This is a genomic window from Methanosarcina sp. Kolksee (assembly GCF_000969945.1).
GTDB lineage: Archaea > Halobacteriota > Methanosarcinia > Methanosarcinales > Methanosarcinaceae > Methanosarcina > Methanosarcina vacuolata.
This window is the reverse complement of the sequence record NZ_CP009524.1, coordinates 1455226-1479796: the sequence shown is the minus strand read 5'-3', so window position 1 is coordinate 1479796 and position 24571 is coordinate 1455226. Positions and strand designations below refer to the sequence as shown.

Below are 24571 nucleotides of genomic sequence, written 5' to 3'. Positions count from 1 at the left end.
AAGACATGCATGTAAAAAAGGAAAAAGCCGTCTAAGATTTCAAAATATCTGTGAGTAAACCCTGGCTTAACTTGAGAGTAAAGGACGGCTTATTCTAAGCTCCTGTATTTGATTATAAGAAGCTCTCCATAATCCTTACCCAGTTCAAAAACGCTTCGCTTTTGGGCTTATTTTCCTATGTTTTAGACATTTAACCGAGTGGTGATCGGTCAAAACTTGCATGTTCCTATAGTTTGAGAATAGATCTGTTCATAAAAGTATACTGCGGAGAGATCAGAAAAATGTAGAAGTTAACTTGGAAAAAATCACATAAATGGTGTATATAACATATAAAAAAAATTAGGACATTGGTATTAGCTGCCTACTTAAACAAGCATTGTTGATTCAGTCCTCTTCAACTTGACAGAACCAATTTTAGAGAAATTTATATATCTTCGTTTCATTTTACGCTTAAATGGACAATATTAATTCAAGGATATTATACTATTATGCAGCACTTACTAATAATTCTACAGAATATTCTCAAACCCGGGATATTATCCTATTTGATGTTCAGATTATTCTATTCCTTGTTCAGATTCTTACCTTAATTTGTTTAGTTGTGTATGTAATAAAAACATGGGAAATGACGTCTGCAACTCGAGACACTGCAAAGACTTCTGAAGATACATTAAAAGAGATGAAAGAAGCAAGAGAACAAGAAAATGCCCCTTACATTATAGTTTACTGTGAAGTTCCCATACCTTATGATACAATGATATATCTGATTGTGAAAAATATCGGAAAATCAATAGCCGAGGATGTGAAAATTAAATTTACTCCAGATTTATCTAGTTCTGTGGAGTATACAAATGATTTTAACATCAATGATGCAACTTTCATAAAAGAGGGTATTAAATCAATGCATCCTGAATATGTAATAAAAACGGTACTTGGCAACTCGGTTGAATATTTTAAAAAAGGACTTCCATTAAAATATGAAGTTGAGATTTCATATGTGAACAGTACAACTAAACGCGAAATTAAAACTTCTCAAATAATTGATTTGTATGCAATTAAGCAGTTAAACTATACTAAGAAATTTGATTTGAATGATCTAGTAATAGAAGTTAAAAATCTTGCAGAGGAAATAAAAATATATAATGATAACAAAAAATAATTCATTTTTCTCCTTTCGCTTTTAAGTGTATCCTGCTTTCGGCAGGTCGACATAAAAATCCATTCAATTTTTCTATTGATATCGTTTTTTTCAGAACTTTTGAAATTCAATTTAAATCAAAAATTACTAAATGTTAACCATAACACAATTAATATATATTTATAGTAATTGAGACAAAAGACAAACCCTGCCATATACATAGTCCGTATGATACTGGTTTTAACTGAACCTACAAAAAATAACAATTAAAGATATTTAAATGCTGGGATGTGCTTGCTGCCGAATGTAGGGTGTATTATCTGGAAGTATTTGATAAAAAGAAATAAATGACTATTTTGTTTTTATTCAAAACTTGTATGGTATTGAACTTATAATTATCACTAAATTTTCTACCAGGGTTTCTGATTCTCTGTGACATCAGGTAAAAGCTTAGCATTCAACATCCTGTTTTCGTGAATTAAGCTCTGAATATGAACAGCCTGTTTCTGTGTAATTTCATTAAGTTACGTAATCTGCTCATCTTGTACAGCTGCAAAGTGTCTATATTACATCGTATAAAGCTGTTTTTTGTAAACCCACATGATTTTTGCTTAAGTAGAGTTGTAATTGAGGACTATTTATTGAGATAAAAGGAAAAAATACAGTAATTTCAGGTAAAAACCATTGCTTTAAAACGATATAAAGCCCAATATGCTAATATTTAATATCATTGAATTGCCGTAATTAATACTAACCAGATATACCGAATAAAACAATAGAAAGGAATTTATCATGGATATTACAATTCGCAATGAAAAAGTAGAGGACTTCAATCAAGTCGAAAACGTAACGAGAGAAGCATTTTGGAACCTCTATGTACCTGGCTGTAATGAACATTATTTGGTACATATCATGAGAGATCACCCTGATTTTATTAAGAAACTTGATTTTGTTGCAGAATGTAATGGTGAAATAATTGGTAACATTATGTACACCAGAGCCTGGTTGTATTCGGAAGATGGCGGTCAGATGGAAATTGCAAGTTTTGGCCCCATAAGTGTATTACCGAAATATCAGCGGAAAGGCGTAGGAGGTGCATTAATTCACCACACAATTGATATTGCTAAAAACGATGGAATAAATGTAATTGTTATATTCGGCGACCCCCATAACTATTGCAAGCACGGTTTTAAAAGCAGCAAAGACTTCAATATTAGTGATCTGAATGGCGAATACCCTTATGGAATGCTCGCTTTAGAATTAAAAGAAGGATCTTTGAAAGGGCATAACTGGAAGTATAAATACAGTCCGGTATTGGAAATTAATGAAATCGATGCAGAAGAATACGACAAAAAATTTGAACATAAAGAAAAAGGATACACCCCTTCCCAGGAGATATTCTCAATTGCGGTAAGGTCATACCTGAAGTAACATTAATCTAAAAATTGTCATCTAAAAATTGCTTCTCCATCGAACGCAAAAAATATAAGAAACGCAGATATGAGACTGTCTATCGAGTGTTTTTAGGGGAAAAATTACTCTGTACATTCTGGAGTAAATTTGAATCCTCCATATTTGGCCTTCCAGTCTTTCAACCATTAATAGCCTGCTGGAATTTTTCGGCTTGCATCAAGAGCATTTAAAGAGCACCAAGAACATTTAAAAAATGGAAGAGAAGGTAGCATATGAATTCCAGATCAACGGAAATATGATACCAAAAATGACACATATTTTACTGATCTATCTTTCCAAGCTTTACATAGATATCGAATTTACAGGTTTTAAGTTCTAAATGTCTTTTTACTTCAGTCATTAACTGCACTTGAAATTTAGTTCTACAAAATCCCGTTGAAATTTTCAATACCATTGAAAAATCTCATGACTTGAGCTATGTCCATCGGGGGTGTCATAGCATACTGGCTTTTCAAATGCACATGCAGTACTCAAGTTCCCGCCTTTTTTGAAAAAACTCTACAGGTTGGGCTAAATAATTCAGGACTTATATATTAATATCCAATTAGAGTGCCAGATTCAGTTTTCTCTTCAAATACTAAGGGAATTTCTGGCAGTCATGGAGGTACAAAAAATGGCAACTAAAGAAGAACTTATTCAGGAGCTTTCTGATGCAGTTATCTCCTGTAAAAAAGATGCAGTTCTTGCAGCTGTCGAAAAAGCAAAAAAGGTCATGGAACCTGCTGAGATCATTGACAAAGGTCTTTCAGCAGGCATGAACCAGGTAGGAATTCTTTTTGAGAGAGGGAAACTTTTCCTGCCCCATGTAATGATAGCTGCTGATGCAATGACAGCAGGGGTCAAAGTGCTTGAAGCTGAGCTTCCGGCAGGGACAGAGAGCAAGAAACTCGGGGTTATCGTAAACGGTACGGTCGAAGGCGACGTTCACGATATCGGAAAGTCCATAGTGTCCACGATGCTCCAGTCTTCTGGTTTTGAAGTATACGACATTGGCCGTGATGTTCCGGTCAGGAACTTCATCGAAAAAGCAAAGGAAGTCAATGCCAATATGATTGGAATTTCCGCCCTTATGACCACAACCCTTCAGGGGCAGAAGTCTGTAATTGAACTCCTCAAAGAAGAAGGACTCAGGGACAAAGTAAAAGTTATGGTAGGCGGAGCCCCTGCAACCCAGGCCTGGGCTGACAAAATCGGCGCAGATTGCTATGCTGAAAACGCAAGCGAAGCTGTCGCAAAAGCAAAGGAAATAATGCTACTCTGAACCCCAATACTCTGAATCCCAATACTCTGAATCCCAATTATCAAGAATATCTGTTGGTCTAAATTAAGTTGAATTTATGGAGGATAAAAATGGCAACTGAACACGCTTTGCGTATGGGAGACGGTAAACGTGTCTACCTTACCAAAGAAAAGATAATTGCAGAGATTGAAGCCGGAACTGCAAATGCTGCCGATCTTGGTGAAATCCCTACTCTGAGCGCCAATGAAATGGACAAGCTTGCAGAGATCCTTATAATGCCCGGCAAGGCTGTAAGTGTCGAACAGGGAATGGAAGTCCCAGTAACGCACGATATCGGCACAATCAGGCTTGACGGTGACCAGGGCAACAGTGGTGTCGGTATTCCTTCCAGTCGCCTTGTAGGCTGCATGATGCACGAGCGTGCTTTTGGTGCTGACACAATGGAACTCGGGCACATTGATTACAGTTTCAAGCCGGTAAAACCTGTCGTAGCAAATGAATGCCAGGCAATGGAAGTCTGCCAGCAGAACATGGTCATCCCGCTGTTTTATGGTGCAATGCCCAATATGGGACTTTATTATACACCTGATGGACCTTTTGAGAACCCTGGCGACCTTATGAAGGCTTTCAAAATCCAGGAAGCCTGGGAATCAATGGAACATGCTGCCGAACACCTGACAAGAGACACGGTCTGGGTCATGCAGAAACTCTTTGCCTCCGGTGCCGATGGGGTCAACTTCGACACAACCGGTGCAGCAGGCGACGGTGACATGTATGGTACACTCCATGCAATCGAGGCTCTTAGAAAAGAGTTCCCTGATATGTATATTGAAGCAGGCATGGCCGGCGAATGCGTACTTGGTATGCACGGAAACCTTCAGTATGATGGCGTTACCCTTGCAGGCCTCTGGCCTCATCAGCAGGCTCCGCTTGTTGCAAAAGCTGGAGCAAACGTTTTCGGGCCTGTGGTAAATACCAACACCAGCAAGACCTCAGCCTGGAACCTTGCTCGTGCAGTTACTTTCATCAAGGCTGCAGTAGGAGCTTCTCCAATTCCCTGTCATGTAAATATGGGTATGGGAGTTGGCGGAATTCCGATGCTTGAAACTCCCCCTATTGATGCAGTTACCAGAGCAAGCAAGGCGATGGTCGAAATTGCAGGCGTCGACGGCATATAGATCGGAGTCGGTGACCCAATGGGTATGCCGATTTCCCACATAATGGCTTCAGGTATGACTGGAATTAGGGCTTCAGGAGACCTTGTTGCAAGGATGGAGTTCTCAAAGAATATGCGCATAGGAGAGGCAAAAGAATACGTTGCAAAGAAACTCGGGGTCGACAAGATGGATCTTGTAGACGAGCACGTTATGCGTGAGCTGCGTGAAGAACTCGACATTGGAGTTATAACGTCAGTGCCAGGCGCTGCAAAAGGTATTGCTGCAAAAATGAACATCGAAAAGTTGCTCGATATTAAGATTAATTCCTGTAACCTCTTCAGAAAGCAGATAGCGTAAAGAGATAGCGTAAAGAAAAACTCCGAAATAACCAAAAAGATATGAAGAAGCTGATACAGATCTCCTGTAGATCTTTCTCAGGATATTTCCTGATAATGCTTCTTGGCGATATTTCTGGAAGATATCGCTTGAAAATATCTTGAGAAAAGCTTAATTTTTCGGATTTTCCACTTTTTCCATTTGCAGGCTTTTATGAGTCGATTTGTGCTGCAAGAGCTGTGCGAATCGTCAATTTCCATCTATAGTAATTATAGGAGTGTGCTTGAAGATGAGTGACGAAAAAAGTGAAAACGAAGGGCTCCAGCGAACAATTGATTGGAAGCAGGGTCTTGCAATTGCCCTGGGGGTTCCTGTGCTGATCCTGCCTTCAATAGGCTATTTTGCAAATTATGTCTGGGCCTTTGCAATCATTATCTGGGCGTTATCTGTCTTTCAGGGTTTCATGCAAAATTTTGCTTACGGAGAACTTGCTACGATGTTCCCGAAAGCATCCGGGCTTCCAGGGTACGCCCAGAGTGTTTTTACGGGGAATGCAAACAACCGGTATGACCTTAGCAAACTGCTTGGAGGTTTCAGCGCCTGGAGTTACTGGTTTGCCTGGAATCCGGTCCTTGCAATTTACTCAATCCTGATAGGGAGCTATCTTAAAGGCCTGGTCCCTGCACTTGCAGGCGTGCCTGACCTTGTTGTTTACCTTGCATCCGGCGCAGTCGTATTCGTGCTTCTGATCCTGGTCAACTATCGTGGGCTTGCCGGCGGAGCAACGCTCGGGTACATTCTTGCCGTGCTTTCGCTTGCCCCACTTATCATTATTGCCCTTGCACCTTTCGTAACCGGGCACTTTGAGTTCAGTAATATTACCGGTGCCTGGCTTCCCACAGATTGGAGCTGGGACATCCAGCATATCCTGATCCTGCTCGGGCTTTTTGCGATGGCCCAGTGGAGTGCCTGCGCCTGGGAAACCGCAGCGATCTACGGGCCCGAATATAAACAGCCAAAATCGGATGTCCCAAAAGCCCTCTTTATCTGCGGTGCGATCTGCCTTGTGACCTTCATTCTCGTCCAGGCAGCCTGTACAGGAGCTCTGGGAATTGAAGGAATTCTGTCCGAACCGGTTTCTCCGATGCTGCCTATAGCCCAGATGACTCTTGGTCCCATAGGCGGGTCTCTGACTATCTTCATGTTGATTGCGGCAATGGTTCTAATTATCCAGACTGCCTTCCTCGGAGCTTCGAGAGCTATGTATTCCATGGCTGAAGAAGGAAATCTGCCAGGGTTCTTTGGAAAAATGAATGCACATGGAACTCCAGTCAATGCAATGATTGTCATTGCCCTCTTGAATATGGGTTTCATCTGCCTGGGAACTCCTGCAGCTATAGTTGCAGCTTCGGCAATAGGTTATGTCTGTGCCAATGGGATAAGTCTGCTCGCATATGTTAAGGCAAAAACTGATCCGAGGTTCTCGAAGCTTGAAAGACCGTTCAAAGCTCCAAACGGCTGGAGACATGTAGCCCTTTTCTTTGGGCTTTTTAACCTGCCTCTGTGTCTTATTGGGATAATATACCTGAACAGCCTTGAGTTAGGCTGGACTTCAACGATAGTTGGCTTCGTGGTGCTTGCTCTTTATCTCCCGCTCTGGTACTATTCTCAGAATCAGAACAGGACAACTTTGGAGAAGGACAATTCCCTATCAAGCGAGTCCATAATATAAAGGTACAAAGATAAATTCCGAAAATTTCCACCTTTTCCCTTTTCCGGAAAACGCTTAAGTTCGTGAGTCAATAAATATCATAGAATAATGAGTTCTGAAACGAAGAGCCACTGGCTCTTCACTATTTCGAGTGGGTAACTTGCATTTAGCTTCTAAATGTGGCTCTTCGTTGTTTTGTGTGGATATCTTCATAATTTCCTTATAATAACCAATGTGGTCTTGAATTGAAAATCGTCTTATCCATATAGAATAGCGAAGAGTCATTTTGCAACTTTTCTATTTAATTTTTAACTTCTGTTATATTATGCAAATATTGATATTGTCAATGGTCTCAGAGCCAGAAGAGGCAAAATATACATAAATAAACGAGACATGGTATAAAATGAGTAACTTGTGTTTAAATGAAACTTAGGAGTAAATAACTAAACTGATAAGTGAGATGATCCTGTGAAAACCTATCTTCTGGTCTGGTTCAGCAGTGAAGGGACCCGTCCGTCAGAAGTAAACCAACGGCTAATGTCTCTGGGATTCGAGCCCGTGAAGGGCAGCTACGATTTTGTATATAACTGGAATAGCAGTGTCAATGTCGAGAAAATTCTCGAATTTGGGGACAAGGTGTATCTGAGTCTTCAGGGCACAGGTGCCATGTTCAAACTGGAAACACTGTAAACCGCGCTTGCTAAAATTAAATATCCTAACCCTGGTTAGCAGGGCATATGCCTGATTTCAAGCAGTAAATAAGCCCCTGCTCAGGGTTGTCCTACAGGGTAGTCCATATTGTGATTACCTTCGTTCTATCCCTGCCAGTTTCAGAGATGTTCAAGCCTTTTTCTTGTTTCGGTTTTTTTCCTGCTTGCTTTTCTCCAGGGAATCCCGGAACTTTATGTAATCGCAGGTACCTCCTTCAAGAGTAATTATCCTGCCATTAATGCTTCCTTTTTCTATTATAAGTTCTACAACACTTGGGTTTGACATCCTGGGTTTGGTAGGAGAGCCTGGACAAACAAGCACAACATCTCTTTTCTCTATCAAAGGTCTGTGCAGGTGACCGAAAATCAGAATGTCTACATCCATTTCTTTTGCCAGGTAACCCTGTGCAGTTGTATCGTTAACCGAAAGCCCTCCTTCGTGTACAACTCCGATTTTTACACCTTCAACCTCGAATTTCAGCCTTTCTGGAAGGAGCTTTTTGAGTTCGGAAGTGTCATCATTTCCAAAAACGGCCTTTAATTTGCCGCTGGCGTTGAAGGCATTATAGGCTTTTACAGTACTGAAATCCCCTGCATGGACTATTAGGTCGCATTCGTCCAGGAGTGGTTGAAGTTGCTGGGGAATTACTCCAGTTTTCAGATGAGTATCGGAAAGTACAATCAGCTTCATGGAAAATCTCCTGATTATATGAAATATATTATTTTGAGATAAATCTATGGTAAGCCTTTTGAAAAACAGTTTGACCGCAACCCTTTTGAAAAACGGTTTGACCGCAACCCTTTTGAAAAAAGGCTTGACCGCAACCCTTTTGAAAAAAGGCTTGACCGAAAAGGCCCTGACAGCGGCGTGGTCAAGGGTTGCAACGCAAACATTTTCAAAAAAAATTTGATCGAAACCTGATACTTCAAGATAAAGCGAGTATATATGTTCCTCATTTTTGAGGAGTTTTATAATATTGATGGTCTCTTTATTTGAGTGGTGTTTTAAAATATAGTTGAATAAATATGGACCATCCAGATTTTTAAAAACTTGAAAGCTGTTTATCATTTACTCTGGTAATTCTTCCAGTATATATTAATTTCTTACTTTTGCATATTCCACTCAAGTAAACCTAAATATTTTTAAATCTTATAAAGTCAATTCATAAAAATATCTTTGACACAAAAGATCAGGGGTAAAAATCATTTTTTCCTGTTCAGGCATTTCATTCATGTTTAGGAATATAAAAATAGAACTCCAAATTATCAGTTTGCGAGTTAATCTATAATTCTATTTCCCCAAATAATCATCTTTGGCAACGAAAACCCTTGATATTATATTTGAATTATTCCTATAATATATTGAAAGTTATTCGCGGGCAAGATACATGAAAACAAGGATTGAAACAAAAACAAATGGAGGCAAAGCATGAAAAGACTTACCAAAAAAGCATGGTTTCATAAAAGGCATATTGGTTGGGGCGTTAGCCCGGCTAGCTTAGAAGGCTGGTTGGTAACTATTGCATTCATAATTATTGCTCCGCTTGTCGGTATGTATTATTCTGAAGAGAGCCTAACTAGATATGCTATTCTTATAACAATGGCAATTATCCTTATTGCAATTATTCTTTTAACTGGAGAGGCACCAGGCTCTGAACTGTTAGATAAGTTAACGAAAAAAAATGAGAAATAAGGAAAGCAGTGCATTTATTTCAGTCAAATACCCCGCTAGGTTTGCAGCGGGGTGCGCCAGCGCAATTTTGACTTAAAAATTAGAAATTACTCGAGAGTCAGGTCTACGAGTTCGTACTCAAGATTTTCAGTTTCCAGCCTGTTAAGAAGGGAAGGAACCTGCTCATCTACTGAGACTACAAGGGATGATAAGCCGTGATATGCAGCCTCAATAACTGATTCGTTACTTCCGAACATAACATTAGGGGCTATGTTGAGCTTGCGCAGAGCGATAAGTGCTTCCACGCCTATAGCTGCTATATAGGATTTTGAACTTGTCAGGGCCCTCAGGCGTTCAATATCTACCTTTCTTGAGCCTCCACGCTCGATCCTCGGGACCTTGCAGATTGTAATTGTAGCATTTTCCAGGTCGATCAGGCCTCGCAGGCTCGTTACTCCTACATCTTCCCCGGCAGATGCGTCGGAAATTACATTGCCTGATGCTCCTGTTTTTTCCATGCTGCTGACGTAAAGGAGTCCACCTTCCATTTTCAGGTATACCTGCTGGTCTTCCTTTACATCCTCTTTTGCAATCGCTGTCCAGGTTGAGATATGGTTGATTATGTCCTCCATGACAAAGCGGGCGTACTGCTTCATTTCCGTGGCATTATCAAGGACCCATTCTACACCTTCTTTTGTAATCCTATAGCGAACCCGGCCCTCAGTAACTATCAGCCCGTCATTTACAAGTTCTTTGATATATTCGGAAACGGCCTGAGGAGTTATTCCTATCTTTGCGGCAATTTCTTTTTGTCTTACATTCGGCTGATGGGCTGCAATTTCGATAAGGACCTGAAACTTGGTTACTCCGCTTTTAGTCTGGAGGATTTTAATCATCAATCGTAGTTCTCCTCTACATCTTCAATTACTTTTAACCGTTGCCCCATCACAGAAAGCCTTTCAGATCTACGGGCGACAGCGCAAATATAAAACGGATTTCTATTAAGCGTCCGTGTGAGGCTGCTCATGGAGGTATTTCCTTCTTCTACCAGCTTTTCCAGTTCTTCCATTGCATCTTTGACCTCCTCGTATGGCTTGAAGGTCAGCATGATGATATCACTCAAATCCTCAAAAGAACACTGGAAATTAACCTGAACCTTGGAATAGGAACTATGGTATTCTTTGGAAGGTTTTTGCCCTGCCTCTGGAACTCTCCATTGGCTCTCCAGTAGCCCGGCTTTTTTCAGGATATGGAGGCTTTTTGATGAGTCTGCGCCCATGAATTCATCTATCTCTGCTCTTGTCATCCATTTGTTTGAAAGTGCATCAAATATCTTTTTGTGAGTTCTTGACCCAAAAGTCCTGAGCAATGGTACTAAATAGGAAGGATCGTTAATTATTCGAGTTCTTTTACCCATTTACTCCTCTCCTTCTCGTCTTACATTATAAGCTTTCAAATATAATAAAGATTCGTAATTTGATTACTCTCTGTAATCAATATCAAGCCCTTCAGGCCTTTCCCAGTTAAATGTCGGGGCATTTCTTTTCAGTTCGCGGCATTTTTCATGAAGTGCATGGGCTACAATAGGGAGAGCAATAGTAGCATCCACGAAGACCTGCACTTTTTTTGCCTGAACTGCAATTTTTCCCCAGGAAACGGCTTCATCGAAAGTGCAGCCTGAAAGTCCTCCCCAGTGAGGAGCATCAGTAGTGTACTGAATTGCATAATCATGCCCTCCGACTTGCGTTCCAAGAATAGAAGCTATTACTTCGGTTTGCTGGATAAAATTTTTAGGGACTCCACCTCCAACGTATACAACTCCTGTTTTACCTGATTTTTCTATAATCTGAGTGACCTCATCAACGTCTTTTATCTGGTCAATCTCAAGTTTCAATCCTCTTCTTCTTGCAATGGTTAACCCGATTCCTATTGAACTATCCGAAAGTGCAGGAACGAAGATAGGAATATTGTGCCTGTATGCACTTACGACTATAGAATCCTCGGCCGCTCCGCGCCTTGTCAGTTCCTTTCCGAGCAGGTACATGAACTCCCTTGAGGAACAGGAAATTTCCCCAATTTCTTCTGCAAAATCCGCAATAAGGTTATCTGCGGTTCTGAACTCTTCTTCAACCGCAAAAACATCATAGATCCTGTCAACACCGTGCTCAAAGAGGTCTTCATCGTCAGCCAGATGTGAACCCACATAATGTTTCTTGCCGAGCGCTTCGTGTGAATCATGGAAAAGGTTTGCTCCTGTGCTTACAAGACAGTCTATCATCCTCTCCCGGATCATATAAGAAATAACCCTACGCATGCCAGCAGGGACCATAGCCCCAGACAGTCCCATCAGCACAGTCATATTCTTTTCTTTTAGCATGTTATGCCAGGCCTGGACAGATTCAGCTAGCTTTCTTCCCTGGAAGCCTGTCTTAAGCATTCCTTCCATTAATTCGCTTACAGACCTGTCCTTTACATCTATCGGAACGGTTGGGTTATCTGTGAACACATTAAGATGCATACCAGTCTCCTAATAAACAGATAAAGATAGTTTTGCATGTGAGTTCTATAGTCACGAAGCTAAGGAATGATTCAAGTATAATATCAAGGCATTTATTGCCAAGAATCATTATTGAGATACTGAAATTACGGATAAATTTCTGAACTGCAAATTTGAAGTTATATTTTTATCATACCTAAATAATGCAACTGTCCAATGAGGTACAATGAAATTTTTTGTTGCAACAATTACAGGCGTGACTATAATACCTGAAGACATTTGGCGACAGGCGGCAAGATATACAAATAACGCTATATAATTATATTATTTTATTAAATATCAATATATGCGGCTTCTTCCCATGACGATATCATGAGAGATGAATCTTTTTCAGGAAAACTAATTTGCAGGGTTTGAATCAGGATCAAAGAATGTGAAATTGACATCGTGGGGAGTATATTTTAATTTTCAGAGCGGAGTTCGTAAACAATCTAAGAAATTATTACAGGCATACTGTCAAATGTTCAGATAGTAAAGACTGCTGCGGATATCACGGTCATCCAGTCTCCATGTTCATCTACAGAAGATGACCTGGGAAAACTGAGAGTTTTGAGAGGATATTCGTTTGTCCAGGTGCTGTACATGCTTCTTGCAAGTTTCTCGGAACGTTCCCCAACGTCCTGAGCGGTTTCTCCATAGGCGTGATATTCTGAGATGTAACCGTGCTTGTTTATGCTTTGTGGGAGTGCACAACCAACCGATGTACTGAGTGTCCTTCTTGGCTCATTGGAAGAAATCCTGGACATTACGCAAAATACGATCTCTCCGGGACTTAACTCTTTGAGTCCCTCCTCTCTGGATACGATCTCACAGTTAGGGGGCAGGATAGAACTTACAGTTACAAGATTAAATTTCTCAATACCTGCATCCCTGAGTGCAACTTCAAATGATTCAAGATTTTCGGGGTGTGTACCAACTCCACTTGTAAAAAATACTTTTTTGGGAATTAATTTCGTAATCATCTTTGCAGCCTTGTGAAATAATCAATTTAAGCCTAATCCAGATGGCAATTATTATTTTTAAGCGTTGCCCTTCAATTCTGCCGGGAAAAGCTCAATTCTTATTTTCTCAATATTTTTCTCAAATTAAATTTTCTTAAATATTCGTTTGAGAGTTTAACAGATCTTTTTACATAAATTTGCCAATTTCTTCCCTATATTTTCTATACTTCTTCCCTACAGGCTCTCTCATAAGCTTTATATTATGCAGGATAGTTACATCGTGTATTACTCCCTGCAATTTTCTTGCTTACTCCTCTCATAGATAGAAAAAGGTCAGGTCTTTTCAAATATTCGGGAAAATACGGGCTCTTTTGCCCGGCGGATCTGAAAAACAATGTTTTTCCGGCTGGAGTCCTGAAGAATCAATTAACAACAATAAAACATGATGTCGGTACAGATGGATGAAAAACTTCACCCCAAACTCCTGGAACTACTTGAAGGCAAGAAGCTCTCAATCAGCGGGCTTTCCAGAGAACTGAAAACCATAGGTATGGATGAGCACCGCCTGGTCCTTACAGGCTATCTCAGGGCGCTCAGAGACCTTGATATTCTGGAAGAAACTGAAGTTCCCCCTTCGAAGATTTATGCCCTGCCTGAAAAAGCCACAGAGCCTTTATCCGAAAAAAGAAAAGAACCCAGATCTCCTGAACTTTCAGATCCGGAAGAAATTTATTCTATTCTCAGGTCCCAGCTTCTTAAAATCAACCTGGATTTCAGAATTCCTGTGGGAGTATATGTGGTCTCCAGACTGTTTGAAAGGCCCTGTTTCCGCAGGGAATTGAAGCTTATAGGAATTACTCAAAAACATCTTGAGCAGTACCTGGAAAAACCCAGCATAGTCTGTGAAGCTCAGGAAGCACATTTGAAAAAAGCCAGAGCCGATATAACGAAAATTGAGATCCCTTCCGATGACCCTGCATACGAAATGCGGGAAAACAAGGACGAAGTAATCAGGCTTGCTAATGAAGTCCTTGCAGGGCTGATAAAACAGAGGCTTGACCTTGACGGCCTGGTAGCAAAGAGTAAACAAACTACTCTGCTCCCCTGATGGTTTTTCTGTTTCTTTTTTCTCCAAAAGCCAATCCCTGAGCATTAAAAGCCAATCCCTGAGCATTAAAAGCCAATATCTGAGTATTTCAACTCTAACCCTTTAACAATAGTTCTCAAATTTAGACTTTTGAATCAGTTTCTGAATCTTTAAACCAGGCTTTACTCTTTAAATCAAACTATTTATAGAATAAAAAAGAATCATAGTATAAAAATGAGAATATATAAGTAGCTGCAGAATCCAGAAGATTAATAACAGAAATTATCTGGATTGGGTATCTCTGGTTTTTATTATGGGGGACTTATTTCTATTGAATCTCGATTATGGGGGACTTATTTCTATTGAATCTCGATATTGGATTTAAGTTATCAGGTTTTTAAGGTCTGAATTCCTGGATTTAAGGGTTTTAAGAATCCCTCGCGGATTTCCTGGCAGCTTTAAAGTGATTTTGGGGAGTGAATATGATAACGGAAGTTAGAGTTGACGTTCAGGAAATGTATAATAAGATGGCAGACGAGGCTGTAAGTGCCCAGAAAGCCGTAGTGGGAGTGATTAATAAAAAGCGGGGCACTGAGTTCAAGATAAAAGATGCAAAACCCTACGTAGACGCAGTAAACAAAATGAAGCCGGTTGGAGAGCAGTGTAAGGAGGTCTTCGACCTGCACATCAATTCTGTAAACACCCACTATGAAACTCTTACGAGCCTTACGGACACGGTCAGGCCTGAAGATGATCCTTTTGTAGAGCATTACCAGACCCCTCCTATCCTCGAAATTCTCTATGAGGAAGACCCGGCTTTCCATGAATCGGTCATGAAGTTCGTTGAGGAAATCGGAAAATCCGAAGCCCTGATAGGAAAAGAATCAATTCGCCGGTACGGAGGCTTTTACGGTCCGACCTGTGTAGTAGACTTTGCCTTTGTGCCCGGAAGCACGAGTAATGTCGTAAACAGGATCCTCCAGAAAATGGACATCCCTGTGGAGCACAAGCGGACGATCCTGTCTTCAAAGTCCTGGGGTATGAACACGTCCTATGGTGTTGGGGCGAAGTTCCAGACAGCGGTTGAAGACGGAAAAACTCCTTCGGAAGCCATAAAAGAAGAAATTGACATGCTCAAGATGGTCTACGAGTCCCCGGTGGATGCTCAGGTAAAACTCATGGAAGAAGCAGGGCATACGTCCTTTGACACCAGAAAATATATGGAGACATATAAGCAGAGGATACGAAAAACCGTAAAGGATGCCATGAATGCCGATGTTTTCTACGGGAATATTGTGACAGTACCTGCTTATGGCGTAGGTGACGTAGCCCACCACATTTCCCAGTCTATGTACAATATGACAAAAGACGACGTCGTGCTGGCAGTTATCAATGCTGTAACAGACGTGCTTGAAAGTACCATGAACAGGGCAAAAGGCAAGTTCAGGGACGAATACTCACCCTTGACCATCGGTACGGACGCAACAGCCGCTGCAGTCACCAGAATCCTCTGGATGGACGGGTTTACCACCATGATGGTGCTTGACCTGCTGGTCAAACGCTTCCACAACCTTGTGCTGACCAACCCGAGACGTGGGGCGGCAGCTGAGCTGCATAACGTGGATTTCATTGACATGATTGAAAAGGGTGAACGAATCATTGACCATATTCCAAGGGGGGCCGGGTGCATTGTACAGGGTGTGCCTATCGACCTGAGTCCCATTGAAAGGAACGAGGTCCTGCAAAACCCTCAGCGTTACACCTATCCGGCCTGTGCAATCACTGTCCGTTTCTCGGCTCTCATGCGCCTGGCTGATTTCCCCTGCCTCCTGACAAGTGAGCCTGTGACTGCAACGCTTATGACAAATATCATCGCACTGCACAAGCAGAAGGCACATTCTCCGGCAAGGGTCTGCAAGTTCTGTTCGGCGAACTATTTTGACTACAAGTGCAACTACTGCAACTGGTCAGAGGCAGTTTAACGGAGTTTGACCATAACGACAAAGGGAATGTAAAGGGTAGCTGGGGTAAAGCAAAGAGAATGTAAAGGATAGCTGGGGTAAAGGATAGCTGGAGTAAAAGGTAGCTGGAGTAAAGGGAAGTGGAGTAAAGGCTGGGGTAAAGGGTAACCGAGAAGAAGTCTTCCACGCAGACCCTTTCTATAGTCTTGAACACAACTATTTACACCTGGGTTCTCATAAAAAACTGGAAACACAATGCTTCGGATCAGGAAATGAGTAATCTCAATTTCATCTCAATTTCAAGTGTAATTTTTTACGTAAATGAATATAGTACAGCCCTCCTTACAGTTCCCTTTGTCCCAAACCTATTATTGAGGAGCTTGATATGGCAGTAACAAACCTCATGAAACGTGCGCTTGCGGAATTAATAGGGACTTATGTCCTGGTGTTCCTGGGTACTGGTTCGGTGGTAACGACCGTGCTTCTTATGGAGGGTTGGGAGGCTTTTCCCGGAAACCAGTTTAACATAGGAATTGACATTGCGGCCTGGTTTGCCATAGGAATGTCTTTTGCAATTGCAATCACCTCCATGGTCTATGCTTTCGGCCACATTTCAGGTACCCACATCAACCCTGCGGTAAGTCTTGCTCTCTGGGCCACAGGCCGCTTTCCCACAAAAGACCTCCCTGCGTATATTATCGCTCAGCTTATAGGTGCAAGCCTTGCGTCCTTTTCTCTTGTAGCGATCCTGGGGATGAGGGCTGTTGATACAGGTCTAGGGGCCACGTCCATGTTCTACGGAGTAGGTTATGGGCAGGCAATCTTCTGCGAAGCTGTGTGTACCTTTTTCCTTATGCTTACCATTATGGGTACAGCCGTGGACCGAAGGGCTACCCCTGGATTTGCGGGGCTTGCAATAGGGCTTGTGGTAGCGGCGGATGTGATTGTTGTAGGCAACATTACAGGTTCTTCTCTGAACCCAGCCCGCACCTTCGGCCCTTATCTTGCTGAATCCTTGCTGGGTGGAGCTAATCTATGGGCTCAGTTCCCGATTTATATCATAGGTCCCATAGCGGGAGCACTGGTCGCAGCGTTTCTTTATGATTTTGTAGCCGAACCAAAAAAGGCAGATTAAGATACAGATTGTTGTATAAATTTAGAACTGGGTGCAAACCTTGTAATAATGATTAAGTCAAAAGTGACTTGTTTTTCTTCCAGCACAATTTTTTCTGTCTTTCCTGCAAACGGTTTTCTTATAAGGTGTTCCATATCTGTCACTAATTTCAAAGCATACGTTTTTCAAATATCTCCCATTTGACAAAGTAGGAGCTCACTGTTTATTTCAGCTAATTTCAATACGTTATGAAAAGAGTTCAACGATCTTAACATCGAATAAATCCTATGGAGAATGGGAGAACGTCTATGAATTTTTCCCAAATTTGGAGGTATTTTTGCAACTGCTGTAATGCTAAAAAACAGCCTGAGGACATTAGTTTCCAGGTCAGAATGAATTTTTAGAATATGACTCTAAAATAATATTTGAGTCGTAAGCCGTAATTATTTTCTTATTATGTACTTATTTGAGAACCGATGCACCAGGATTATGAGATTGTGTCCCTAATTCCCAGAACTAATTGCTCATTATCCAGTCGTGTATAAGTGTCCATAACTCGCGAGAGTTATAATCAAGGGCTATGCTACCGTGGCCCTGGTTCTTCCAGCTCATGGAAGTAACCTTATCATTAATTTTTCCGACTTCGTTTTTGTACCACCAGGAACCATAGTCACTGAAACCTCCCCCAAGCCCAATATAAAGAACAGGGGAGCTTATTCTTGAAAAGTCAATTTCATAGCCTTCCACATTCCCCATCAATCCGGCCATATAAAGATCCAGGTGCTTAGGTGCGTAAGGAACAGCCCCTCCGGTTAAGGTCAAGTTAAGTAGCCTGTTTTCGTCAACGTAATAAAGGCCGTCCAGATCTCCGCTCCAGTAGTGATAATTCGGAGTATAGGGATATGCATTGAATGCATGAGTCTGGGTAGCCATAAGCCGGAAAAATTGTCTGTTTGTAAGGTCAGGTTGAAAAACAGATTCTTGGTCAGGATCGGTTAAAGCCAGATTGGCTATCTGCATCATGAAAGCCATATTGTTGCTGTTATATGCCCTTTTTTCCAAACATCTGGAGATTGTGTCAAATTCCTGTACCTGAGATCTTATTAACTCAGAATGTTTAGGCTCGTACTTAATAACGATATCAACAGGCACCATTCTGTTAACCGAACCTAAAACAAGGTCATTGTATTTGCTAGCACCGTAAGCAGTAAGGATCAAAGCCCCATGACTGTGGCCAATTGCCGTAACCTCGATGTCCTCTACTGCTTTATCACTCAGGAAAGCTGTATGAATTCTTGACACAGCGATGCCGTTGTATGTATCATTCAAGTAACTGTCAATGGTCCAGTTTTCCATGTAACTGAAATCGGTCTCATTTATCGGAACATTTGTCTCTCTTCGATCCAGAATGTATGTACTGTATCCTTGCTGAGCATAGTATATCGCCATATCGGAATAGAAACTTTCAGTCAAAGCCTGCCCTGGAAAGATTATTAAATTTTTATTTTGAACTGTGCTCCAGGCGATCTTTTCTTTTACATAGTTGGTGAGTACAATGTAATCATACTTTCCAAATCCGACCTTTATCTTAAGCTTATACTCTGCCACGTCACCGCGGACAAGGCCAACTCTATTGCTTTTCACCAGTGGAGAGTACATATCTGGTACTTGGAACGAAACAGGATTATGGAAAAAAATCCCCAGCTTATCAGATTGAGCAAACAGGGTCTCGGTTTTATTCTCAGGGTTGATAGTTAATGATGCTACTTGGGTCTTCATCTTTTCACCTTTGTGAAACTCTCGAGTTAGGCTCTAGACTCGAGAATCCATATTTTTGTGAAACGCAGCGGACTAATTTTCATTTTTGACTTCAAATTGCGGTAGCGTAAAACAGCAAGAAGAAAGCCCATAAGGCTAAAACCAAAACCTGGAGATACAATAACGTAGGGATCGTTTATCGCCAGGTACGGCATATAAAGCCAGAACACAGCCATTCTTTTTTCAAATTACACACATCAGTTATAAAATATTACTTAATTAGTTATATAATTTTACACAGATAAGATTTGTGGTTTGAGATTTTAGCTAAATTTTAGTTGAATGTTTACATTTGTGCATAAGTAAGTAATATTTGCAGAAACACAGGAGAGACAAGCGCACAAATACTGCAGAAAAAGAGACATGTACAAGTATCTCCGGAAAAGGCACATACTAAAATACCCAAGTAAAATATAAATAAACACCAATGACCCCATTAATTGGCACGAAAAGTAATATTGCCATATTAAATCATATTTTATAATCTAAACTTATTTTAAAAGTTTAATAGAATACTCAGGATATTATCAAAAAAGCCGAAAGTAAATTAAACAAAGGTGCTCATTACATGCCGGAAAATATTGATTTGAAGTAAACTTTGCTCTGTGAAGATCAATACTGAGAATTTTAGAAAAAATTATTTCAAAAAGCTATTGTACAGGTAATTTAATACCCTCTGGAAGGAGGTATCAAAATTGAAAAAATATTTGCCTATGATACTGATGTTGATCTTTATTTCCGGGGCTGTATTATCAATTGCTGTTGCTGGTGCAGCCGATAACCCAGTAGTAAGTGAAACAACATCAAAGATTATACAGACCAACGAATCCGTCAATAAATCTGCTAATCAATCCACATCACAGAATAAGACATGTAACATAAACCAGAACGAGTCTGCAAACCAGAATGAGTCCACAAACCAGACCGAACCTGTAACAAAAACTCCTGTGGCAGAACAGAAGTTCAGGGTGGGCCCAACTGTTGTACTGAGGCCAGTTAATGATGTAATAACCAAAGACGAAGATGGCCTTGTTGAACTCTATATTGATAACCCATCTCTCAATGATATAACTCTTAATGTAGATGCAAGGGTTAGCGTACCTTCTGGAATCCATGTATATGGACAGGAGTTTGCTCAGAGTGGTGCAGCAGGTACGGCTTATGGAACATTTTCCGTACCCCCAGGAAAGTCCCGGACAATCTCTATAAATCTCAAGGGAGACAAAGTAGGCACCTATACGGTACATTTCAGCGGCCTCTACTGGCCTGGAGACAATAAGGACAATTTCAACCCGCTTTCGCTCAGCCATCCCTTTGAAGTCAAGGAAGCTTCCGAAAATACCGAAGAGGCTACCAGCTCCAGTGAGAGTGAAGGATCCGAAGCTGGAAATACCGAAGGAGTAAAAGCTGAAGGAGAGGGCTCAATTAGCGCCCCAGGATTTGGAATATTAATTGCAGCTATAGGCCTGTTAGGGGTTTATGCTGTTAAGAGGAAGTAAATCAGGTTAAAAAGCATTTAAATGCAATTGCGGGAAAAATATATACATTTTTCCTTTTTTAAATTTTATAATTAAGAAAGGCATCCGTAACCAAGAGAAGCTTTTTACTTAAGCTTCTCATGGTTACTACAGATGGCAGCCCAAAAAAAGGTGGTAAAATGTCTGAGAGGGCTATTTTAAAAACTCTAATAGTTTATCTTTTAATTGGTTGTTTCCTGGTAAGTAGCGTTTCGTGTGTATATGCTTCATCTGAGGCTTCGGCAGATTCTTACGAGAACAAAATAGAGGTTTATGAAGAAGAACAGCCTTCAGAGGAGGCACAAAATTCCGAAGAGCAGTCACAGTCCTCAGAATATGCAGACATGCAAAGTTCAGGAAATGATGAGACTGAAAGTGAAGGAACTCAGCCCCCTGAAAATACAAAAATAGAATCTGATAATGAAACCGAAACAAATTCATCGGAAAATACAAAAATAGAATCTGATAATGAAACCGAAGCAACTTCATCGGAAAATACAAAAATAGAACCTGAAAATGAGACCGAAGCAAATTCCTCGGAAAATACAAAAATAGAACCTGATAATGAAACCGAAACAAATTCCTCGGGAAATACAATAATAGAACCTGATAATGAAACCGAAACAAATTCTTCGGAAAATAACGAAACGATATCTTCCGAGAACCAGGAAAATCAGTCTTCAGGTGATGAGGAAGTAGGAACCGAAGGTACGGAAAACCAAACTTCAGGAGAGATAGAAGTCGCAGAGGATACAGAGAACGATTCTTCACATCGTACAGGAAATTCGTATCATATAGAACATTCAGAGTACACTATAATAGAGAATAACACATATGTACAATCTGAATCTGTAAAAAAAGAGGCTTTGGAAAGTTCAGAATCAACTGAAAATTCAAAATCTGCTGCACAGCCCTCTGCAAGTGTCAATCTTCACGGTGAAAAGACCAGGGTTGTTTCTGGAGAAGACATTCTGCTTAAGCTTTCAGCCGTTAATCTTATCACAAAACCTGTTATGCACGTCCAGGTCATAATAATTCCACCCTCAGGAATGAGTGTTTCTTCCTCGGAGTTTGTCCAATCTGGCGCAGGACAGTATACGACAACCTACGAGCTTGAACCCGGACAGGGAAGGGACATTGAAGTAAGGATTGAAACCAACCAGCCCGGAGACTTTAATGTTGAGGGAAGGGTTGTTTATTATTTCGGGGAAGATACTGAAAACGCCGAAGATTATACGCTTAATCTACCTATAAAGGTCGAAAAAAAATCGTCTCCTATAGAAGAAGAATCTCTACCTGGATTTAGACTGACGAGCCTGGTACTTGCATTATTAGTGGCATTTATCTTAAAAAGACGTTAAGTAAAAGGCAGTGTTTCAATTTTGGCTCTTCGTCATTCCCTGTGGATAAGACGATTTTCAATTCGAGATCGCATTGGTTTTTATGAAGACATTACAAGGATATCCACACAAAACAACGAAGAGCCTCAATTTTTCGGTAAAATCATGAATTTTAAGAAGTTATTGAGTAGAAAATTCTATGTTGACAGATCAATTATCGGCATAGTACGCAAAAACTTGACTTCAAATTTACAGCAAATTTGAGACACTGCCACCTTTTGCAATCAAGTTGGTGCTTAAAAATTTTCCTTTTTTTGCAGGAATCTAGATTAAAAATCTCTATTATTCAATTTCCTGCATACACAGGTTTTACATTAAAACCTATGTATTTGCCAAAAAGAATTAACTGTTGCAATACCCATTACTGCTCTTTCACCAAGAAAAATTTGAACTTTCTTTTTTTCTTTCTTATTAGTAAAGTTGTATAAACAGCAATATATCCGAAAATAATGGTTGTCGCGATTATTGGAATTAAATTCTCTTTTAACCAAAAAAATGAGAAAATACTTAAAAAAACAAAAACAATGGATAGAGCAACAACAAATGTATATAGAAATAAGTCAAGTTTGTAGTTTAAAAGTTCAAATTCAAATATTCTTTTTTCATATTCATCATGTAATTTGTAATCTAAAAAATCGTTTTCATTAATTCTTTTTGAAAGATCACTATTTACAGAGGGCATATGTAATTAAGTATTAACTGGTTTTATTTAAATCATTTGTTATATTTTGTAAAGTTGTCTTATTCCAAAAGATTTCGATCCAAAAGATGCACGAGTTTTAGCCTAAAACCTGTTCATTTCTCAATAATTAGTCAAGTTTTTTACAATATCTGCGGCAGAACTCCTGAAAATACACAAGATCAAACAAAATTTGTGTATTTCCTCAGAAACTTCACGGCGTTAAATCTCCTGCAGGTTCCCATAAACGACCATTTATAAGAACCATAAACGGGTTAAATTCTTTATATAGATAGATCCCTACAAATACCTTTCATGGGAAAAGAAAAACTCGTTAATAGATCAACATATCGAGATATATTGAGCTAACTCCCCATTTATCATCATGAAACTTTACATAGAAAAGTCGCATTTTGGGAATATTTGCTTACGAGCATAACTTCACGCAGGAATATGCATAATTTTCCATTCAGCACTTTCCTCCCATTGCCCCCTCTTTGATCATACATTTCAAGTACATCCACACCCAAACAAAAGCAATCATTGACCCAATCACTGTACCCACAACCAATCCCCACCATACCCCAGGCAGGCCCCAGCCAAATCCGAAAGCAAAAAGTAAGGAAAAGAAAAGAGTCATAACAAGGCTCCGCAGAAGGGTAGCAGCAAGGGCGCTTGTGCCTTTTCCTGCACCCTGGAAAAGAGAACCTGAGAGCATTCCAAAGGTGACGACTGGATAGAAAAAAGTCATAATTTTAAGGAGACTTGTCAGTTCAGGAGCTATACGGGCTGCGTTTTCGGTATGTGTAAAGACAGCAGTAATATCTGAAGCAAAAAGATATACTACAACGGCAATTATCGTTTCTACGAGAAAACCAACTTCAATTGCATAGATAAGGGTATTCTGTGCTTTTTTAAAGTTTTTCTCCCCAAAGGCAGCCCCACTGATCGAGACTAAAGCAATTGAAATTCCTATGAGGGGAGCAACTGCAATACTTGTCACTCTCCAGGCTGTGGAGTAAACTGCCACTCCATCCGTACTGCCAACGGTTGCTATAACAAAGTTCATTATAAGGGCGGTCAGTGCCAGAGCAAACTGTTCTATAGACGAGGGAATTCCTACTCGGAAAATATCCATGATGATTGATTTGTCGAATTTAAAAGAACGAAATCTGAAAGAAACATAGGTATCTTTTTTAATAAAAAACCAGTAGAGCATCAGCAGTCCCGAACTGGCAAAAGAAATAACTGTAGCTAAGGCTGCCCCTGCAACCCCAAGACCCAGAGTGTATATAAAAATAGGGTCAAGCACTACATTAAGGACTGAACCAAGAACCATGGATCTCATAGCTCTTTTTGAATCTCCTTCACTCCTCAGGATAGAATTCGCAATATTTGTAAAGAAAAAAACAAAACTGCCTGCAAAAATCACCCTGGCATACTGAACTCCGAGCTCGGTTGTTTTTCCGGCTCCGCTGTACATGAAAAGATCCTTTATAAGCGCAAGTCCAAGAACAGTAAGAACAACTGTGAGAATAAGCATTATCACGAAAGCATGAACTGCAACATTATCTGCGCCTGTTTTGTCCCTGGCTCCTATGCGCCGAGAAATTGCAGCTCCTCCTCCAACCCCTAACCCGCCAGTAAGCGCCATCTGGATTACATAAAACGGAAAAGCAAATCCAACAGCAGCCAGGGCATCAGCTCCAAGCCCGGAAACCCAGAAGGTATCAGTAAAGCTGTATATGGTCTGGACAGACATGGCAACTATTATGGGAATTGAGAGCTTGACAACGGCTTTTCGGGGGTCACCGAGGAGAATATTCACTCCTTCTGTACTTTTTTGAAGAACTCCTTCTTTTTCTCCCCGCCTGTCCCATGATTGTTCGTCGGCATCCTCGCTTCTGATTACTGATCCACTGCTCATTCTCTCCCGCCGTTTTTCCCCTTGCCTTTAAAATCAAGTGTACTTTGCTGGTTCTTTTCTGCTCTCTTCTGCCTTTAATGCTTCCTTACGTGCCGGACCCTTTTTACTTATTATCCAGGTGGGATATAATGGA

23 protein-coding genes and 1 pseudogene are annotated in these 24571 nt (G+C 40.5%); 15 read left to right on the top strand and 9 right to left on the bottom strand.

The genetic code is table 11. The annotated features are described in order from the left end of the window. The first annotated feature begins 454 nt into the window (after positions 1 to 454). The 7 genes and pseudogenes from MSKOL_RS06235 to MSKOL_RS06210 all read left to right on the top strand — a co-directional run bounded on the left by MSKOL_RS06235 (position 455) and on the right by MSKOL_RS06210 (position 7745). Complete coding sequence (locus MSKOL_RS06235; protein ID WP_048154432.1) at positions 455 to 1159, top strand: hypothetical protein; 705 nt, start codon at positions 455 to 457, stop codon at positions 1157 to 1159. A gap of 771 nt (positions 1160 to 1930) precedes the next feature. Continuing rightward, the gene (locus MSKOL_RS06230) at positions 1931 to 2569 is read left to right on the top strand and encodes a GNAT family N-acetyltransferase (RefSeq protein WP_048154429.1); all 639 of its coding nucleotides are present in this window, start codon (positions 1931 to 1933) and stop codon (positions 2567 to 2569) included. Positions 2570 to 2804: 235 nt separating this feature from the next. Then, positions 2805 to 2930, top strand: coding sequence for a hypothetical protein (locus tag MSKOL_RS21315; RefSeq protein ID WP_255351971.1), 126 nt, complete (start codon positions 2805 to 2807; stop codon positions 2928 to 2930). A 294-nt stretch (positions 2931 to 3224) separates the two neighbouring features. After that, positions 3225 to 3872 carry a dimethylamine corrinoid protein MtbC gene (mtbC, locus tag MSKOL_RS06225; protein ID WP_048154426.1) on the top strand — a complete coding sequence of 216 codons (648 nt, stop codon included), beginning with the start codon at positions 3225 to 3227 and terminating at the stop codon, positions 3870 to 3872. Between the two features lie 89 nt (positions 3873 to 3961). Then, a pseudogene (gene mtbB / locus MSKOL_RS06220) lies at positions 3962 to 5365 on the top strand ([dimethylamine--corrinoid protein] Co-methyltransferase). A gap of 268 nt (positions 5366 to 5633) precedes the next feature. Then, complete coding sequence (locus tag MSKOL_RS06215) at positions 5634 to 7076, top strand: APC family permease (RefSeq protein ID WP_048154421.1); 1443 nt, start codon at positions 5634 to 5636, stop codon at positions 7074 to 7076. A gap of 447 nt (positions 7077 to 7523) precedes the next feature. Continuing rightward, a complete protein-coding gene (locus MSKOL_RS06210) occupies positions 7524 to 7745 on the top strand; it encodes a hypothetical protein (RefSeq protein WP_048154418.1) in 222 nt (73 codons plus the stop codon). 150 nt (positions 7746 to 7895) lie between these two features. On the opposite strand, the gene MSKOL_RS06205 is transcribed toward MSKOL_RS06210, so the two are convergent. Next, a complete protein-coding gene (locus tag MSKOL_RS06205) occupies positions 7896 to 8456 on the bottom strand; it encodes a metallophosphoesterase (RefSeq protein WP_048158192.1) in 561 nt (186 codons plus the stop codon). A gap of 46 nt (positions 8457 to 8502) precedes the next feature. Between MSKOL_RS06205 and MSKOL_RS20670 the strand changes: the two genes are divergently transcribed. Further along, the gene (locus MSKOL_RS20670) at positions 8503 to 8676 is read left to right on the top strand and encodes a hypothetical protein (protein WP_197078846.1); all 174 of its coding nucleotides are present in this window, start codon (positions 8503 to 8505) and stop codon (positions 8674 to 8676) included. A 518-nt stretch (positions 8677 to 9194) separates the two neighbouring features. After that, positions 9195 to 9458, top strand: a complete 264-nt coding sequence (locus MSKOL_RS06200; RefSeq protein ID WP_048154415.1) for a hypothetical protein — start codon at positions 9195 to 9197, stop codon at positions 9456 to 9458. 86 nt (positions 9459 to 9544) lie between these two features. Here MSKOL_RS06200 and MSKOL_RS06195 read toward each other — a convergent pair whose 3' ends face one another. The 4 genes from MSKOL_RS06195 to MSKOL_RS06180 all read right to left on the bottom strand — a co-directional run bounded on the left by MSKOL_RS06195 (position 9545) and on the right by MSKOL_RS06180 (position 12956). Further along, a complete protein-coding gene (locus MSKOL_RS06195; RefSeq protein ID WP_197078878.1) occupies positions 9545 to 10333 on the bottom strand; it encodes a MarR family transcriptional regulator in 789 nt (262 codons plus the stop codon). Beyond that, entirely contained in the window at positions 10333 to 10854 is a 522-nt protein-coding gene (locus MSKOL_RS06190; protein ID WP_048119462.1) for an ArsR family transcriptional regulator, read from the bottom strand. Before MSKOL_RS06190 ends, MSKOL_RS06195 begins: the two co-directional genes overlap by 1 nt. A gap of 63 nt (positions 10855 to 10917) precedes the next feature. Next, positions 10918 to 11955: a deoxyhypusine synthase gene (locus MSKOL_RS06185; protein WP_048154412.1), complete on the bottom strand. Its 1038-nt coding sequence runs from the start codon at positions 11953 to 11955 to the stop codon at positions 10918 to 10920. A gap of 503 nt (positions 11956 to 12458) precedes the next feature. After that, positions 12459 to 12956 (bottom strand): pyruvoyl-dependent arginine decarboxylase, encoded by a 498-nt coding sequence (locus MSKOL_RS06180; protein ID WP_048154409.1) that lies wholly within the window; start codon positions 12954 to 12956, stop codon positions 12459 to 12461. 436 nt (positions 12957 to 13392) lie between these two features. Here MSKOL_RS06180 and MSKOL_RS06175 point away from each other — a divergent pair, with 436 nt between their 5' ends. The 4 genes from MSKOL_RS06175 (at position 13393) to MSKOL_RS21580 (ending at position 17449) form a co-directional block, all read left to right on the top strand. After that, entirely contained in the window at positions 13393 to 14043 is a 651-nt protein-coding gene (locus tag MSKOL_RS06175) for a hypothetical protein (protein WP_048158191.1), read from the top strand. Between the two features lie 461 nt (positions 14044 to 14504). Then, positions 14505 to 16004 carry a DUF2193 domain-containing protein gene (locus tag MSKOL_RS06170; RefSeq protein ID WP_048154406.1) on the top strand — a complete coding sequence of 500 codons (1500 nt, stop codon included), beginning with the start codon at positions 14505 to 14507 and terminating at the stop codon, positions 16002 to 16004. A gap of 364 nt (positions 16005 to 16368) precedes the next feature. Continuing rightward, positions 16369 to 17118, top strand: a complete 750-nt coding sequence (locus MSKOL_RS06165) for an MIP/aquaporin family protein (RefSeq protein ID WP_048154394.1) — start codon at positions 16369 to 16371, stop codon at positions 17116 to 17118. Between the two features lie 136 nt (positions 17119 to 17254). Beyond that, positions 17255 to 17449 (top strand): ATP-binding protein, encoded by a 195-nt coding sequence (locus tag MSKOL_RS21580; protein ID WP_369799540.1) that lies wholly within the window; start codon positions 17255 to 17257, stop codon positions 17447 to 17449. A 164-nt stretch (positions 17450 to 17613) separates the two neighbouring features. Here MSKOL_RS21580 and MSKOL_RS06160 read toward each other — a convergent pair whose 3' ends face one another. Both MSKOL_RS06160 and MSKOL_RS19855 read right to left on the bottom strand, forming a co-directional pair. After that, complete coding sequence (locus MSKOL_RS06160) at positions 17614 to 18876, bottom strand: hypothetical protein (RefSeq protein WP_048154391.1); 1263 nt, start codon at positions 18874 to 18876, stop codon at positions 17614 to 17616. A 26-nt stretch (positions 18877 to 18902) separates the two neighbouring features. Continuing rightward, a complete protein-coding gene (locus tag MSKOL_RS19855) occupies positions 18903 to 19091 on the bottom strand; it encodes a hypothetical protein (protein ID WP_156150980.1) in 189 nt (62 codons plus the stop codon). A gap of 519 nt (positions 19092 to 19610) precedes the next feature. On the opposite strand from MSKOL_RS19855, the gene MSKOL_RS06155 reads away from it, so the two are divergent. Together MSKOL_RS06155 and MSKOL_RS06150 are read left to right on the top strand one after the other, a co-directional pair. Further along, positions 19611 to 20414 carry a PGF-CTERM sorting domain-containing protein gene (locus MSKOL_RS06155; protein ID WP_048119440.1) on the top strand — a complete coding sequence of 268 codons (804 nt, stop codon included), beginning with the start codon at positions 19611 to 19613 and terminating at the stop codon, positions 20412 to 20414. A 158-nt stretch (positions 20415 to 20572) separates the two neighbouring features. Beyond that, positions 20573 to 21793: a hypothetical protein gene (locus MSKOL_RS06150; RefSeq protein WP_156150979.1), complete on the top strand. Its 1221-nt coding sequence runs from the start codon at positions 20573 to 20575 to the stop codon at positions 21791 to 21793. A gap of 400 nt (positions 21794 to 22193) precedes the next feature. Here MSKOL_RS06150 and MSKOL_RS06145 read toward each other — a convergent pair whose 3' ends face one another. Together MSKOL_RS06145 and MSKOL_RS06140 are read right to left on the bottom strand one after the other, a co-directional pair. Beyond that, positions 22194 to 22514 carry a hypothetical protein gene (locus tag MSKOL_RS06145; protein ID WP_048119434.1) on the bottom strand — a complete coding sequence of 107 codons (321 nt, stop codon included), beginning with the start codon at positions 22512 to 22514 and terminating at the stop codon, positions 22194 to 22196. A 466-nt stretch (positions 22515 to 22980) separates the two neighbouring features. Continuing rightward, positions 22981 to 24438, bottom strand: a complete 1458-nt coding sequence (locus MSKOL_RS06140) for an MATE family efflux transporter (protein WP_048154385.1) — start codon at positions 24436 to 24438, stop codon at positions 22981 to 22983. Between the last annotated feature and the right edge of the window lie 133 nt (positions 24439 to 24571).

Coding starts and splice junctions, on each gene's coding strand:
- MSKOL_RS21315 (WP_255351971.1), top strand. CDS start 2,805: ATGGAAGAGAAGGTAGCATATGAATTCCAGATCAACGGAAATATGATA.
- mtbC (WP_048154426.1), top strand. CDS start 3,225: ATGGCAACTAAAGAAGAACTTATTCAGGAGCTTTCTGATGCAGTTATC.
- MSKOL_RS06140 (WP_048154385.1), bottom strand. CDS start 24,438: ATGAGCAGTGGATCAGTAATCAGAAGCGAGGATGCCGACGAACAATCA.
- MSKOL_RS06215 (WP_048154421.1), top strand. CDS start 5,634: ATGAGTGACGAAAAAAGTGAAAACGAAGGGCTCCAGCGAACAATTGAT.
- MSKOL_RS06205 (WP_048158192.1), bottom strand. CDS start 8,456: ATGAAGCTGATTGTACTTTCCGATACTCATCTGAAAACTGGAGTAATT.
- MSKOL_RS06145 (WP_048119434.1), bottom strand. CDS start 22,514: ATGCCCTCTGTAAATAGTGATCTTTCAAAAAGAATTAATGAAAACGAT.
- MSKOL_RS06195 (WP_197078878.1), bottom strand. CDS start 10,333: ATGATTAAAATCCTCCAGACTAAAAGCGGAGTAACCAAGTTTCAGGTC.
- MSKOL_RS06180 (WP_048154409.1), bottom strand. CDS start 12,956: ATGATTACGAAATTAATTCCCAAAAAAGTATTTTTTACAAGTGGAGTT.
- MSKOL_RS06190 (WP_048119462.1), bottom strand. CDS start 10,854: ATGGGTAAAAGAACTCGAATAATTAACGATCCTTCCTATTTAGTACCA.
- MSKOL_RS06185 (WP_048154412.1), bottom strand. CDS start 11,955: ATGCATCTTAATGTGTTCACAGATAACCCAACCGTTCCGATAGATGTA.
- MSKOL_RS06150 (WP_156150979.1), top strand. CDS start 20,573: ATGTCTGAGAGGGCTATTTTAAAAACTCTAATAGTTTATCTTTTAATT.
- MSKOL_RS06160 (WP_048154391.1), bottom strand. CDS start 18,876: ATGAAGACCCAAGTAGCATCATTAACTATCAACCCTGAGAATAAAACC.
- MSKOL_RS06165 (WP_048154394.1), top strand. CDS start 16,369: ATGGCAGTAACAAACCTCATGAAACGTGCGCTTGCGGAATTAATAGGG.
- MSKOL_RS06170 (WP_048154406.1), top strand. CDS start 14,505: ATGATAACGGAAGTTAGAGTTGACGTTCAGGAAATGTATAATAAGATG.
- MSKOL_RS19855 (WP_156150980.1), bottom strand. CDS start 19,091: ATGGCTGTGTTCTGGCTTTATATGCCGTACCTGGCGATAAACGATCCC.
- MSKOL_RS06175 (WP_048158191.1), top strand. CDS start 13,393: ATGGATGAAAAACTTCACCCCAAACTCCTGGAACTACTTGAAGGCAAG.
- MSKOL_RS20670 (WP_197078846.1), top strand. CDS start 8,503: ATGGTAAGCCTTTTGAAAAACAGTTTGACCGCAACCCTTTTGAAAAAC.
- MSKOL_RS06235 (WP_048154432.1), top strand. CDS start 455: ATGGACAATATTAATTCAAGGATATTATACTATTATGCAGCACTTACT.
- MSKOL_RS06200 (WP_048154415.1), top strand. CDS start 9,195: ATGAAAAGACTTACCAAAAAAGCATGGTTTCATAAAAGGCATATTGGT.
- MSKOL_RS06230 (WP_048154429.1), top strand. CDS start 1,931: ATGGATATTACAATTCGCAATGAAAAAGTAGAGGACTTCAATCAAGTC.